The 13970-nt window shown below is 62.1% G+C and carries 13 protein-coding genes, 1 tRNA gene and 1 pseudogene; 9 read left to right on the forward strand and 6 right to left on the reverse strand.

All coding sequences use genetic code 11. From position 1 onward, the window contains the following. The first annotated feature begins 24 nt into the window (after positions 1–24). The 3 genes from ACFFNA_RS20680 (at position 25) to ACFFNA_RS20690 (ending at position 3333) form a co-directional block, all read left to right on the forward strand. Positions 25–669: a carbonic anhydrase gene (locus ACFFNA_RS20680; protein ID WP_111548437.1), complete on the forward strand. Its 645-nt coding sequence runs from the start codon at positions 25–27 to the stop codon at positions 667–669. 94 nt (positions 670–763) lie between these two features. Beyond that, positions 764–1177 carry a nuclear transport factor 2 family protein gene (locus ACFFNA_RS20685; protein ID WP_378921677.1) on the forward strand — a complete coding sequence of 138 codons (414 nt, stop codon included), beginning with the start codon at positions 764–766 and terminating at the stop codon, positions 1175–1177. 101 nt (positions 1178–1278) lie between these two features. Beyond that, entirely contained in the window at positions 1279–3333 is a 2055-nt protein-coding gene (locus ACFFNA_RS20690; RefSeq protein ID WP_378921169.1) for a M3 family metallopeptidase, read from the forward strand. Between the two features lie 8 nt (positions 3334–3341). Here ACFFNA_RS20690 and ACFFNA_RS20695 read toward each other — a convergent pair whose 3' ends face one another. From ACFFNA_RS20695 to ACFFNA_RS20710, 4 genes are all read right to left on the reverse strand, one after another. Then, positions 3342–4817 (reverse strand): M81 family metallopeptidase, encoded by a 1476-nt coding sequence (locus ACFFNA_RS20695; protein ID WP_378921171.1) that lies wholly within the window; start codon positions 4815–4817, stop codon positions 3342–3344. A gap of 32 nt (positions 4818–4849) precedes the next feature. Further along, complete coding sequence (locus ACFFNA_RS20700) at positions 4850–5674, reverse strand: carbohydrate ABC transporter permease (protein ID WP_111548567.1); 825 nt, start codon at positions 5672–5674, stop codon at positions 4850–4852. 11 nt (positions 5675–5685) lie between these two features. After that, positions 5686–6555: a carbohydrate ABC transporter permease gene (locus ACFFNA_RS20705; RefSeq protein ID WP_378921173.1), complete on the reverse strand. Its 870-nt coding sequence runs from the start codon at positions 6553–6555 to the stop codon at positions 5686–5688. A 288-nt stretch (positions 6556–6843) separates the two neighbouring features. Beyond that, positions 6844–8076, reverse strand: coding sequence for an ABC transporter substrate-binding protein (locus ACFFNA_RS20710; RefSeq protein ID WP_378921175.1), 1233 nt, complete (start codon positions 8074–8076; stop codon positions 6844–6846). A gap of 182 nt (positions 8077–8258) precedes the next feature. Here ACFFNA_RS20710 and ACFFNA_RS20715 point away from each other — a divergent pair, with 182 nt between their 5' ends. From ACFFNA_RS20715 to ACFFNA_RS20725, 3 genes are read left to right on the forward strand one after another with little or no spacing between them, the layout of a single operon-like run. After that, the gene (locus ACFFNA_RS20715) at positions 8259–9029 is read left to right on the forward strand and encodes an SDR family NAD(P)-dependent oxidoreductase (RefSeq protein ID WP_378921177.1); all 771 of its coding nucleotides are present in this window, start codon (positions 8259–8261) and stop codon (positions 9027–9029) included. 2 nt (positions 9030–9031) lie between these two features. Then, positions 9032–10099 (forward strand): ABC transporter ATP-binding protein, encoded by a 1068-nt coding sequence (locus ACFFNA_RS20720; protein ID WP_378921179.1) that lies wholly within the window; start codon positions 9032–9034, stop codon positions 10097–10099. 10 nt (positions 10100–10109) lie between these two features. Beyond that, positions 10110–10991: a MurR/RpiR family transcriptional regulator gene (locus tag ACFFNA_RS20725; protein ID WP_378921181.1), complete on the forward strand. Its 882-nt coding sequence runs from the start codon at positions 10110–10112 to the stop codon at positions 10989–10991. Between the two features lie 18 nt (positions 10992–11009). Here the strand turns inward: ACFFNA_RS20725 and ACFFNA_RS20730 are convergent, their stop codons facing one another. Then, positions 11010–11339, reverse strand: coding sequence for a DUF167 family protein (locus ACFFNA_RS20730; RefSeq protein ID WP_378921183.1), 330 nt, complete (start codon positions 11337–11339; stop codon positions 11010–11012). Then, positions 11336–11710 (reverse strand): YggT family protein, encoded by a 375-nt coding sequence (locus ACFFNA_RS20735; RefSeq protein ID WP_378921185.1) that lies wholly within the window; start codon positions 11708–11710, stop codon positions 11336–11338. Before ACFFNA_RS20735 ends, ACFFNA_RS20730 begins: the two co-directional genes overlap by 4 nt. Before the next feature lie 91 nt (positions 11711–11801). Here ACFFNA_RS20735 and ACFFNA_RS20740 point away from each other — a divergent pair. The 3 genes and pseudogenes from ACFFNA_RS20740 to ACFFNA_RS20750 all read left to right on the forward strand — a co-directional run bounded on the left by ACFFNA_RS20740 (position 11802) and on the right by ACFFNA_RS20750 (position 13856). Continuing rightward, positions 11802–11877, forward strand: a tRNA-Ala gene (locus ACFFNA_RS20740). 220 nt (positions 11878–12097) lie between these two features. Next, entirely contained in the window at positions 12098–12457 is a 360-nt protein-coding gene (locus tag ACFFNA_RS20745; RefSeq protein WP_378921187.1) for a hypothetical protein, read from the forward strand. A 651-nt stretch (positions 12458–13108) separates the two neighbouring features. Next, a pseudogene (locus tag ACFFNA_RS20750) lies at positions 13109–13856 on the forward strand (XRE family transcriptional regulator). Positions 13857–13970: the final 114 nt, after the last annotated feature.

Raw genomic sequence — 13970 nt, forward strand, 5'->3', positions numbered from 1 at the left:
CCGGAAAGGCTCCAGACGCCGCCCATGTCCCATCTCCCTGACCATCTTCTCGCCGGCTACCGCAATTTCATGACCGGCCGCTATCTCACCGAGAGCGGACGCTATCGCGAGCTTGCCCGCGAAGGCCAGGCACCGGAAACGATGATCGTCGCCTGCTGCGACTCCCGCGCGGCCCCCGAAGCGATCTTCGACGCCGGCCCCGGCGAACTCTTCGTGCTGCGCAATGTCGGCAATCTGGTGCCGCCCTACGCGCCGGACGGCGAGTTTCATTCGACCTCTGCCGCGCTCGAATTCGCGGTGCAGAGCCTCAAGGTGAAGAACATCGTCGTCATGGGCCATGGTCGCTGCGGCGGCATCCGCGCCGCGCTCGACACCAATTCCGCACCGCTGTCGCCCGGCGACTTCATCGGCAAATGGATGAGCCTCATCGCGCCGGCGGCCGAGACCGTGTCCTCCAGCACCTTCATGACGGCGTCGGAACGCCAGACCGCGCTGGAGCGTATTTCGATCCGCTATTCCATCGCCAATCTCAGGACCTTTCCTTGCGTCTCGATCCTCGAAGGCAAGGGGAGGCTGTCGCTGCATGGCGCCTGGTTCGACATTTCGACCGGCGAACTCTGGGTGATGAACAAGGAGACCGGCGATTTCGAACGGCCGGAGATGGCGTAGACCATGATCCCGAACCGAAGGATCGCGCCGGCGAAAGTCGCAACCGGTTTTCGGGTAGACTCATGGTCGAACAGGAAGCCGGTGGCAGCACATGATGGGAGATCGCCGTTCGATCACTTTCGTCGCGGCAGCGTTGCTGTTTTCGATCATTCCTGTTCGCGCCGACGATGGCGCCATCATCAGCCGCTGGTATTCGGCACTGCTGGTGGCCGATCGCGCCGAACTGTCCGACCTGCTCGCCGATGACGTCCGCATAAAGCTTGAAGACCTCGGCATCGTGCAAAGCAAGCAGGAATTCATCGCCTCGATTGACGAATGGCAAGGCGCCGTCGCGGGTGCGGAGATCCGGCACCGGATCGAGAAGAGCGAAGGCGGCGTCACCACGGTGATCGCCTGCTATGATTTTCCCAACAACGACATGCTGATGCAGGAAACCTTCGCGGTGACCGACAACCGCATCACCGCCAGCTCGCAAGCGGCGATCGCCGAAAACTGCGACGGTTACTGACGAAAACCTGACCGGCAGCCCTGTTGCGTGCGGCGAACCTGCGCCCTACATCGGGGGTGAACCGCCCTTCCCTTCGTCTGCCAACATTCGAAAGATTGTCCATGCCTTCCACGAAAGCCGTCGACCTCGCCGCCCATCCGCTGACCGCGTGGCAAGGGCCGCTCGGCCTGCCCGATTTCACCCGCATTGGTGACGACGACTTTTCCCCGGCCTTCGATGCGGCGCTGAAGGCGCATGAGGCGGAGATCGAGGCGATCGCCGGCAACCAGGATGCGCCGACCATCGAGAACACGCTGCAAGCGTTGGAACTCGGTGGTGAGGCACTCGACCGTGTCTCGTCCATCTTCTGGTGCCGCGCCGGCGCCTACACCAACGAGACGATCCAGGCACTGGAGCGCGACATCTCGCCAAAAATGTCCAGGCATTTCTCGGCGATCTCGATGAACGAGAGGCTGTTCGCCCGCATCGACGATCTCTACCAGCGCCGCGAGAGCCTGAAGCTCGATGCCGAGACGCTGCGGGTGCTGGAGAAGACCTGGAAAGGGTTTGTCCGCTCTGGCGCCAAGCTCGACGCCGACGGCAAGAAGCGGCTGGCAAATATCAACGAGGAATTGTCTTCGCTTGGCACCAGTTTCGGCCAGAATGTGCTTGCCGATGAGCGCGACTGGGCGCTGTTCCTCGACGAGGCCGACCTTGCCGGCCTGCCGGATTTTTTGAAGAGCCCGATGGCCGAAGCCGCAGAAATGCGCGGCCAGAAGGGCCGCTATGCCATCACTTTGTCGCGCTCGATCTACGAGCCGTTCACGACCTTCTCCGAACGCCGCGACCTGCGCGAGATCGCCTTCCGCGCCTTCACCATGCGTGGCCAGAATGGCGGCGCCACCGACAACACCACTGTGGTGCGCGACATGCTGAAGCTGCGCGCCGAAAAGGCAAAGCTGCTCGGCTACGGCTCGTTTGCCGCACTGAAGCTCGACGACACCATGGCCAAGACGCCGAGGGCAGTGCATGCGCTGCTCGACCCGGTCTGGGAGAAGGCACTGGAAAAGGCCGCGGCCGACCAGAGCGAATTGCAGCGGCTGGCGACCGAAGCCGGCAGCAACGAAACATTCGCCGCCTGGGACTGGCGCTTCTACCAGGAGAAGCTGCGCGCCGAAAAGTTCGCCTTCGACGAGGCGGAACTAAAACCCTATCTACAGCTCGACCGCGTCATCGACGCCTGCTTCGACGTGGCGACACGGCTGTTCGGCATCACCTTCGAGGAAAAGCAAGGCATTGCCGTATGGCATCCCGACGCGCGCGTCTTCGTGGTGAAAAATGCCGACGGCAGCGAGCGCGGCCTGTTCCTCGCCGACTATTTCGCGCGGCCGTCAAAGCGCTCCGGCGCGTGGATGAGCGCGCTCAAGTCCGGCTACAAGCTTGGCCACGGGTCGAAACCGGTGATCTACAACATCATGAACTTCGCCAAGCCTCCGGCGGGCGAGCCGGCTCTGCTGTCGGTCGACGAGGCGAAAACGCTGTTCCATGAGTTCGGCCACGCGCTGCACGGCATGCTGACCGATGTCACCTGGCCGTCGGTTTCCGGCACCTCGGTCAGCCGCGATTTCGTCGAACTGCCCTCGCAGCTCTACGAACACTGGCTGACCGTGCCGGCGGTTCTGGAAAAGCATGCGCTGCATGTGAAGACCGGCAAGCCGATGCCCAAGGCACTGCTCGACAAGATGCTGGCGGCGCGCACCTTTGGCGCCGGCTTCGCCACGGTCGAATTCACCGCTTCGGCGCTGATCGACATGGCCTATCACGCGCGGCCGGATGCGCCAGAAGCGCCGCTTCGTTTCGAAACCGAAACGCTTGAAAAGCTCGACATGCCGGACACCATCGCCATGCGCCATCGCACTCCGCATTTCGGCCATGTGTTTTCCGGCGACGGCTATTCGGCCGGCTATTACTCCTACATGTGGTCGGAAGTGCTCGACGCCGACGCCTTCGCCGCCTTCGAGGAGACGGGCGACCCGTTCAACCCGGCGCTCGCCGAGCGGCTGCGTAAGAACATCTACGCCGCCGGCGGCTCGAAGGACCCCGAAGAACTCTACACTGCCTTCCGTGGCAAGATGCCGTCGCCTGAAGCGATGATGGCCAAGCGCGGGCTGGTGTAATCCAACCCTCACACCTTCCACGGATCGGCCAGCCGCGGCCAGATCGGCCGCGTCAGCTTGGTGTAGTTGGTCACCGCCGGATTGCTCGGATACGAACTCGGCGCCGAGACATAGATGATCTCGGCGGCGATCGGCTCGAAGCCGGCATAGAAATGATTGGTCGACTTGATCAGCAGGATGTCCTTGGCCAGCGGATCGACGCCGATGTTGACGAAGATATCCGGCTCGAAGGTCTGCGTGCGATTGGTGTTGAGGATGATGTCGACCTCGGTGCCTTCGATGCGCACCAGCGCCGTCGGCCCCAGCGTCACCCGGCTCGGCCCGAAACTCTGCCAGCCCTCTGGAACCGCTTTCAGCACCCGCACACGCGCGTCGATCGGCTCGCCGGCCTGAGGCCCGGCCTTGCCGCCGAAACGCAGGTCGATGACGGCGCCCTCGCCTGCGGCCAAACAGAAGGTCACCGCGACCGGATCCCAGATCGTCGCGACGCCGACATTGTTCAGGCCGCGCGCCAGCATCTGGCGCAGCACGAAGGTGCCGTCGCCGGGCACACCGCCGCCGGGATTGTCCCAGATATCGGCGATGACCACGGGCTTGCCCGGGTTTTCAGCGCGCACGGCCAGCGCCCGATCGATGCCGTCGGCGGCGCTGAGCATGGTCATCGTCGTCTTTTCGCGCAGCGCGTAGAGTTCCAGCCCCAGCCGTTCCGCCAGCGCATCGCCCTTGGCCTTGTCATTGTCGGTGACGACCAGGATGCGCGTGCCCATTTCGGCCACGTCGGCCGCCATGAAGCCGTGGATGACGGAGACCGACAGCACGCCGTCCTTGCCGTGCAGCGCCTTGATGCGGTCAACGAAGGAGCGCATCGGCTCACGGCTGGTCGGCAGCACCTGAATCATGCGGCAGTCGAAGGTCGAGATGACGGGCTTGATCTCACCGCGCGCCGCGGCGAGCCCAAGCGCCACGACATGTTCGCCGCGCTCGTAGAAATCGGTGTGGGGGAACTCGAGGAAGTAGGCCATGATGTCTGATGCCGCGACACGCTTCGGTGTCAAATGGCTGTGCGGATCGAACTCCGAGGCGATCACCACCTTCGGACCGACCATCTCGCGGATGCGCCCGAGCAGATCGCCTTCGCAGTCGTCATAGCCTTGCGCCACCATGGCGCCATGCAGGCCGAGAATGACGGCATCGACCGGCAGCGCTGCGTTGAGCTGGCCGAGAATCTCGTCGCGCAGCGCCTCATAGGTCTGCCGCTGCACCAGGCCGCCGGGCTCCGCCCAGGTGGCGGTGCCCTCGATGACGGTTAGCCCTTCGGCCGCCGCGCGCCGGCGCAGAGCGACCATCGGCGAGGAACACAGCGTCGGCGTCTCCGGATGCTTGCCGGGCCCGGCATAGAAGGCCATCTCGAACGAAGCCCTGTCGGTCGGCACCGGCGAGAAGGTGTTGGTTTCCGTCGCCAGCGAGGCGGTGAAGATGCGCATGAGAACTCCGTGGTGGATGGTAGTCTAGCAGGCTATTTGACCGCCCCGAGCGCCAGCCCCCTTACGAGGTAGCGCTGCAGCCAGATGAACAGGATCGCCACCGGCAAGGTCGCCAGCAGCGTCGCCGCCATGACGTGGTGCCATTCGATGGTGTAGCGGCCGGCGACCAGCGAAAACACCTGGATCGGCAAGGTGTAGCTTTCCTGGCTGCGCAGCATGGTGAGCGCCACGACGAATTCGTTCCAGGCATTGATGAAGGTGAAGATCGCGGTCACTGCGATCGCCGGCAGGCAGAGCGGCAGGAACACCTTGCGCAAGGTCAGCCAGCGGCCGGCACCCTCCATCCAGGCCGCTTCCTCGAGATCGCGCGGAATGGTGTCGAAATAGCTTTGTAGCATCCACACGGTGAAGGCGACGTTGAAGGCCATGTAGATGAGGCCGAGCGCCGTCGTGCTCTCGACCAGGCCCCAGGCCGCCATCAACCGGAACAGGCCGAGCACCAGCACGATCGGTGAGATCATCTGCGAGATCAGCAGGAACTGCCGCAAGGCGCCGTAGCCGGCAAAGCGGAAGCGCGACATGGCGTAGGCGGCCGGAACCGAAATCAGGATGGCGCCCACGGTGGCGATGATCGATACGTAAAGCGAATTGAGCAGCGCCCGGCCGAAGCCGGTCGCCACCCACATGTCGGAAAAATTCGACCAGCGGAATTCACTTGGCCACCAGGTCGGCGACAGCACTTCCTGTCTTGGCTTGACCGCGGTCAAGAACATCACCGCGAAGGGGAAGATCGTCACCACGATCAGCGGCGCCAGCAGCAGCCACGCGATGATGGAGCGCTTCAGCTTGCCCGTCATGAGCTTATTGGTCATGCGCGTTGCTCCCGCATCGCCAGCCGCACATAGATCATGGTGAAGACCAGCAATATGGCGAACATCACCAGCGACACCGCCGATGCTTCGCCCAGTTTGCCGATGCGGAAGGCCAGCTTGTAGAGATGGGTGACCAGGATATCGGTCGAGTTGGCCGGCCCGCCTTGCGTCATCACCCAGATGATCGGGAAGGAATTGAAGACGTAGATGGTGTTGAGCACGATGGCGATGTTGATGAACGGTTTCAGCAGCGGAAAGGTGATCTCGCGGAACTGCTGCAGCGGCGTCGCCCCTTCGAGCGCCGCCGCCTCGTAGAGGTCGTCCGGGATCGACGACAGGCCGCCGAGGAAAATTGTCGTCGTGAATGGCACCGTCACCAGGATGCCGATCAGCACCTGCATCGGAAAAGCGGTCTCCGCGCTCGCCAGCCATTGGATGTTGTGGTCGATGAGGCCGAGGTCGATCAGCGCCGAATTCAGCATGCCGCTTTCGCCGCTCAGCGCCCAGCGCCAGACCACCGCGGTCATGGTCAGCGACACTGCCCAGGGCAGCATGATGAGGACTCGGGCGATGCCGCGGCCGTAGAAATCGGTGTTGAGGATCATCGCCACCGGGATCGACAGCAGCAACGCGCCGCCAACGACCAGCACGGTCCACTGGCCGGTGCGCCAGAGCGCGGCCATGAAATCGGGATCGGCAACCAGCGCCGCGAAATTGGCGAAGTCGTTGAATTCGCGAAGCTGGCCGAAGCGGCTGACTTCATGCGTCGAGATCTGGATCAGGTCCCACACCGGCCAGAAGATGACGACAGCCGCCAGGAACAGGCTGGGCAAGGTCAGGAGATAGGGCAAGAAGCGATTTTGCATCGGCCGGGCTGTACCGTGTTTGCGGTGGACATCAGTGGCGCTGGCTTGCCAGCTTAGCTCAATCTCGCCTCGTTCTTCCCAAGGACATCGCTTCAGGATTTGAACTTCCTGCGGCGTTTGCGCTGCCCCTCACCGCCCTGCCGGCATCCTCTCCCCGTATAGCGACGGGGAGAGGGCTCGCTCTCATTGACGCTTTCGCCAATCTCCAAAGTGGCAAGAACGAAGACCGGGAAAGGTGTGGCGCGCCCCGCCTGAGTGGGGCGCGCCACGGGCGCAGGGAGATACGCCCTATTTCTTGAGCACGGCGTTGGCCTTGGCTGCCGCGTCCTTCAATCCTGCCTCGGGGTCGCCGCCGAGGTATATCTTCTGCATGGCGTCCGAGGTGATCTGGGCGACCTCCTCCCAGCCGGGGATGATCGGCGCGAAGCGGGCGTCGGGCAGCAGCGCCGTGAACGCCGCCAGGTCGGCGTTGTTGACGTAGTAGTCCATCTTGGCTTCTTCCTTGTTCACCGGCAGGAAGCCTTCGCCCTGCGTGAACTTGGCGCGCTGTTCCGTGGTGAACAGGAAATCGAGCAGCTTCCAGGCCTCGTCCTTGTTCTTGGAGTTCTTGAACATGATGATCGAGTCGGTGACGCCATAGGTGCCGCGCACGCCGGTCGGTCCGGCCGGAATGGCCGCCACGCCGTATTTCAGGTTCGGCGCCTCGTCCTTGATCTGGTTGGACAGGAAGGGTGCCGTGATCATCATGCCGACCTTGCCCTGCTTGAACAGGTTCTGCACATCCTCGCGGTTGTTGGAGGTGACGCCCGGCTCGGTCAGGCCTTCGTCGATCATCGACTTGTAGAGCTTGGCGGCTTCAAGCGCACCCGGCGTGCCGAGGCCGGAAGTGCCGTCCTTGTTGAGGATTTCGGTGCCCTGGGACCACATCGCATAGTAGTAATAGACGTCGGTCTCGATCTCCTTGCCTTGCAAGCCGAAACCGAAGGTGCCGGAACCGAGCGCCTTGATCTTGCGCGCGTCTTCCTGCAGCTCGGTCCAGTTGGCCGGCGGATTGGCGATGCCGGCTTTCTCGAACAGCTCCTTGTTGTAGTACATGGCGCGCGCCGAGGCCGCGATCGGCAGGCCGTAGGTCTTGCCGTCCATGATCGACGGCGACAGGAAGGTGTCGATGAAGCGGTCCTTGAAGTCGGGCTTGATGTAGCTGTCGAGCGGCTCGGCGACATCCTGCTGGACGAAGTCGATCAGCCAGCGCGTGCCGATGATCGACAGATCGGCATTGGTGCCGGCGGTGATGTCGGTGGTCAGCTTCTGCAGCAGCACCTCCCACGGCACCACTTCGAACTTAACGGTGATGCCGGGGTTGGCCGCCTCGAATTCCTTCTTGACGCTGTCGAAATAAGGGCCAGTCTTGGCGCTGTACTCGGCGACGGTGACGCGCACCTCGCCCGCATTCGCCTGCGCCGCAAATGCCAGCATGCTCATTCCGGCCATCAGGCCGACAGTCCATTTTGCAAGGCTCATTTGATGTCTCCCATTTTGATTTTGCGCCTGCGCGCCTCTTCGCGACCGGCGCAGAAGATTTATGTGACTTTCCTACATTATCGATGATTTGAAGGCTTGCAAGCAGATTATTCTGTTGCTTAATTACATTTCGTGGACTAGGCCTGACAGGATTGTCAGAACTCCCTAAGGGATGACGCACGGTGGTTTCGCAAGCCGAATTCGAAGGCAAGACGGTCGTGGTGACCGGCGCTGGCGGCGGCCTCGGCACGGCCATCGTGGCGCTGATGGCGCAAAGAGGCGCCAGGGTCATCGGCTGCGACCAGTCCAGCGAAGCGTTGAAGAGCCCGCATTTTGCCTCCCGCCACGTCTTCGACCTTCTCGACCGGGCTTCGATAGAAGCGGCGATAGGAGCGATCCTCGACAGGGATGGCGTGCCGGACATTCTCATCAACAATGCCGGCTGGACGCGCGCCGAGACGCTTTCCGCCCTCAATCCTGACAAGATCGAGCAGGAACTCGACCTCAACCTGACCGGCGTGATGACTTTCGCCGATCCGCTGGTCAGGGCGATGGCCGGCCGCGGTTCGGGCAGCGTCGTCTTCATCTCCTCGGTCAATGCCATTGCGCATTTCGGCAATCCCGCCTATGCGGCGGCCAAGGCCGGCATCAACGCCTACGCCAAGGCGATCGCCGTCGAGCTCGGCCGCAGCGGCCTGCGCGCCAATGTCGTTTGCCCCGGATCGATCCGCACCGCCGCCTGGGATCACCGCCTTGCCAAGGATCCCGAAATCCTCGGCAAGCTGCAGCAGCTTTATCCGCTCGGCCGCATCGTCAACGCTTCGGAAGTGGCCGAAGCGGTGGCCTTCCTTGCCTCCGATCGCGCATCGGGCGTAACAGGCGTGGTGATGCCGGTGGACGCTGGCCTGACAGCCGGTTGCCTGCCATTCATCGACGACATTTTGGGAGCGTGACCATGACCGACGTCGAGTTTCGCGACCTGTCGAAATCGTTTGGACAGCACAAGATCCTCGAAAACATCAGCCTCGACATCAAGAGCGGCGAGTTCGTCGTGCTGGTCGGGCCATCCGGCTGCGGCAAATCGACCTTGCTGCGCATGCTGGCCGGGCTGGAGACGATCACCTCCGGCGACCTGTTGATCGGCGGCGTGCGCGCCAACGCACTGCCGCCGCAGCAGCGCAACATCGCCATGGTGTTCCAATCCTATGCGCTGTTTCCGCATCTGAAGGCCTCGGACAATATCGGCTTTGGCCCGAAAATCCGCGGCGAAGCGCGCGCCACGGTCGACGCAAAGGTCAGGAAAGCGTCGGGCGTCCTCAATCTCTTCTCCTATCTCGACCGCTACCCCCGCCAGCTGTCGGGCGGCCAGCGTCAGCGCGTCGCCATGGGCCGCGCCATCGTGCGCGAGCCGTCGGTGTTCCTGTTCGACGAGCCCTTGTCCAACCTCGACGCGCAATTGCGCGTGCAGATGCGCGTCGAGATCAAGGCGCTGCACCAGCGGCTGAAATCGACGATCGTCTATGTAACCCATGACCAGATCGAAGCCATGACCATGGCCGACCGCATCGTGGTGATGGACCGCGGCAGGATCCAGCAGGTCGGCGCGCCGCTGGAGCTCTATGACCGGCCGGCCAACAAGTTCGTCGCCAGCTTCCTCGGCTCGCCGTCGATGAGTTTTGTCTCCGGTTCTCTCAAGGCATCGCCTGAGAAAACCTGGTTCGAGTCGACCGGTGGCGGGCGGCTTGCGCTTGCCGGCAAACAGGTGCCGGCGGGCAGCGCCGTGGAGGCCGGCATCCGGCCCGAACATTTTGTCATCGGCGAGGCTGTCGACGCGATGACGATCAAGGTGGATGTCGTCGAGCCGACCGGCTCCGAAACCCATGTCTATGGCGCCATTGGCACCGACGCGGTGCGCGCCGTGTTCCGCGACAGGGTGCCGGTCAGGCCGGGCGACGTGCTGCCGGTGAGCGTCGATCCCGGCAACATCCATCTGTTCGACAAGGCGACGGGCCTGCCCGTATGAAAACACAGATATGAAAACGCCGGCCGACATCATCACGCGCCTGCAACTGATGTCGCAGGACGGCACGAAGTCGGATCGCAAGCTGGCAGCCTTCGTGCTCGCCGACCTCGATCTCGTCTCCAAGGCGGCGATTTCGGAAATCGCCGCCCGCGTCGGCGTCAGCGAGCCGACGGTGACCCGGTTCTGCCGCAACCTCGGTTGCGAGGGCCTGCGCGACTTCAAATTCTATCTGGCGCAAGCCATCGCCATCGGCGGCCAGTATCTGTCGCCGGAACCGTTGAGCCGCGACGCCCGCGAACAGCGCATCGCTTCCGCCATCACCGAAGCCGCGATTGCCGCCATCCAGCGCGCCAGCGAAAACCTCGACATGACGACGCTGGTCGCCGTCGCCGCGCGCATCGCCGTCTCCGGCAATGTGCTGTGCATCGGGTCGGGCGGCATTTCGTCGATGATGGCGACCGAGATGCAGAACCGGCTGTTCAGGCTGGGTGTGTCGGTGCTGGCGCAGATCGACGGGCAGCTGCAGCGCATGTACGCCGCCGTTGCCACGCCCGACACCACGCTGGTCGCCTTTTCGGTTTCCGGCTATGCGCGATCGGTCATCGATGCGGTGCAGGTCGCCCAGCAATATGGCGCCACCACCATCGCCATCACCCCGCCGGACTCGGCACTCGCCAAAGTCGCAGACACGGTCATCCATTTCCAGTCGTTGGAAGACGGCAACATCTACAAGCCGACATCGTCGCGTTATGCACTGCTGTCGATCGTCGACATGATCGTCACTTCGGTCGCCGAGACGCGCGGACCAAGGGTTTTGGAAAACCTGCGCCGCATCAAGCAGAGCGTGAACACGCTAAAGGTCGACGATCCCCGTCTGCCGCTGGGAGATTGAACGTCCCATCGAAGGACATCAGGACTGCTGGCCGAGCGCCTCGATATTTTTCACCAGCATCGCCGGGTCGCCTGAAATACGCAGGGTCTTCAGCCGGGCGGTGCCGCCGGCGACAACGGAGACGGCGGACGCCGGCACGCCCAGCGCCTTGGCGATCAACTTTTCGAGTGCTTTGTTGGCGGCACCGTTTTCCGGCACGGCGCGGACGCGAGCCTTGAGATGGCTTCGCCCGTCTGCCGCGGTTTCGACGCTTTCAAGCCTGTCCAGTGCCGCCTTCGGCGTCAGCCGGACAAACAGCTCGACACCGTCGTCGCGCAGGCGAAAGAATAAACTGGCGGCAGAGCTCACATCGGACCGATGCCGAACATCGGCTGAACGGTGTAGTTCAAAAACACGCTGATAAATGTCAGCGCCAACAGCAGGACAATCGGCGAGATATCGACGCCACCGAGGTCGGGTAGGAGGCGGCGGATCGGCCGTAACGCCGGCTCGGTCAGTCGATAGAGCATGGTGCCAATCGAATTGACGACTTGGTTGCGCGAATTGACAACGTTGAAGGCGTAGAGCCAGGAGAAGATAGCCGCGCCGATTATGATCCACCAATAGATATTGATTGCGGTATGCAGCGTATAGAAGACTGCGATCATCAGTTGCTCCTTGCGAATGCGCGACATGTAGCCATTGCGGGGGAAACCGGCAAGGGCCGCCTTCTCCCGCACGCCGGCCTGACGCCTGGCGGCCACGGATTTCGGCAAAACGCCGCCTTGACAGGAAAGCGTGGCGCCCGATAAATGCGCCCATCCGCTGGACGGGGCTGTAGCTCAGCTGGGAGAGCGCGTCGTTCGCAATGACGAGGTCAGGAGTTCGATCCTCCTCAGCTCCACCAGCGGAATTTAGAGGGCATATCTCCCAGTAAAATCAATAAGATAGTCGAAATGGCCTTTTTCGTTTGGCCCACGCGTTTGGCCCACGTTTCAGGCCATCTCCGGTGCCATCGTCGCCGGTGTGTGCCCTTCGCCTTGGTTCCAATCACTCCGAACGACCGAGTTCGACCCTTTGCAGACCGGAACCAAACGTGATTATTGCGAGAGTAGTCGAGACATATCATGTCACCCGAAACAAAAATCATGACCGACACCACGGCCAGCGTGCTTTTGCTCATTATCCTGTCATGGGCCGCTTACTATTGGATGAAGTCAGGAACGCGTGATCTTATGGCCGCATATAAGCTTGGATATATCGAGACGAGAATTGGTCCTGTTACTCGCGACAGAAATCCGCTGCATTTTTGGGGACTTATTGCCCTTTATGTTTTCGCTGCGGCGACACTGTTTCTTTGCTTTACTGCGCTCATTTTTACGCTGCTACAAGGTTCTGGCCTCACCGCTAACCGAGTTTTGGCCCCAGGAATAGCCATTTTATATTTGACGCTTTTGGCGAGCTTAGGCGCTCGGCTTAGAAGATAGAGGAAGCGGAACGCGGCACCAGCGGGGAAACCTCAGCGCCACTCAGCGCAGCCTCTGCGGGCCCACGAAACGGCAACCCGCCCCTCGCCTACCCCGCTTCAACGAACCTGACGGGCAACGTTGCGGCGATCTCCTCAGCCATCCGCGGCAACAGCCGTTCAAGGGCCTGACGGGTCCGGCAATAGGACTGAGGTCGCCATGACGGGTGACCACCCCGCGTTCCTGACCTGTGCTGAATGATCCATTGGATTTGGTTGCGGCACTCGATGATCCGGGTCGCCTTGGCCTCGCTGAAGTCCCACCTCAGGATCACGCGGGAATAGTTGTCTGCTTCCTCGCAACCCGGGTTAAGGGCACGGCGCCCGCCCTGGCTCGCGGGCGGGCGATATTTGTTGTGCCAGCGCGCCTTCGAGGCCGCGACGTAATACTGCGCCCTTGTCTCGCGATATCAGGCAAAACGGCTGTCAATTGGACTTATAGAGGAAGGGGCCCTTGGATTGCTTCCGTTTTCTTTGGAAGCTGCCCCATTAGATTGACGTCAGCAAATCAGTTTTTCTGTGTGTTACGACAAGGGCGTTTCGGCGGGGGCGACCGAAGACGCTATATGGATTTTCGAATCGAAATGAAGAAGCCGCCTGCGGAAGCAAACACGTGTCAATTCGCGAGAATCTCGCTGCAAACCTTAGACGCCTCTGCAAGGACCATGCCTCCGTAAGCGCGGTATGCCGTGAGCTGGGCATCAACCGCACGCAGTTCGAACGCTACCTGCAAGCACAGACCGTTCCGAACAAGGCCACCGCCAAGCTGATATGCGACTATTTCCGGATCGACGAAGCCGAACTGTACCGGACCCCGGTGTCCCCGAACCCAGGGGCGTGGCCTGCCGCCGATTTCCGCGAGCCTGTTCACCCAGATGATCCGTCCTCCCAGTCCATCGATCGCGGGAGGCACCTATTTCACCTATTTTTCGATTCCTCACCGCCCCGACCTGTTGATGCGATCGGTGACCTTCGTGCGGCGCGAAGCCGAACTGGTCACCTTCAGAAGGGTTACCGGATGGTCGGAACGGCAGGGGATCGACATGGGCGCGGGCGCGCGGCAACCACAATGGGGTGGCGATCTCGCGTCTGAGCTGGATCTATTTCAGCGGCATCAATCGCCGCCAGACTGGCGAGCCGTCGCTGATCTCCGTGCAATGGGCCCCCATCTCCGAACCGGTGCTAACGGGCAGGGCATGCTTCTGACCGACGCCGGGCCGGCATTCGTGTCCGTGATCATGCGGCGCGACACTGCCAACATCCGCCCGAGGCACGCCATCAGCATGGTACATGTCGTCAGGCCCAACGATTCGAGCGTCGACTACCTGGTGGTCAGCATCACCCGGCACGGGCTGGGCTAGGCCCTCCCGGCCACGCCGTTTACGCTAAATAAGAATAAGAATGCACCAAAAGAGCGCATACCAACGATTGTCAACTCTGTATCTGAACAAAATCGATATTTTACACTTAAACCT

It is taken from the genome of Mesorhizobium kowhaii (assembly GCF_042431665.1).
Classification (GTDB): Bacteria; Pseudomonadota; Alphaproteobacteria; order Rhizobiales; family Rhizobiaceae; genus Mesorhizobium; species Mesorhizobium kowhaii.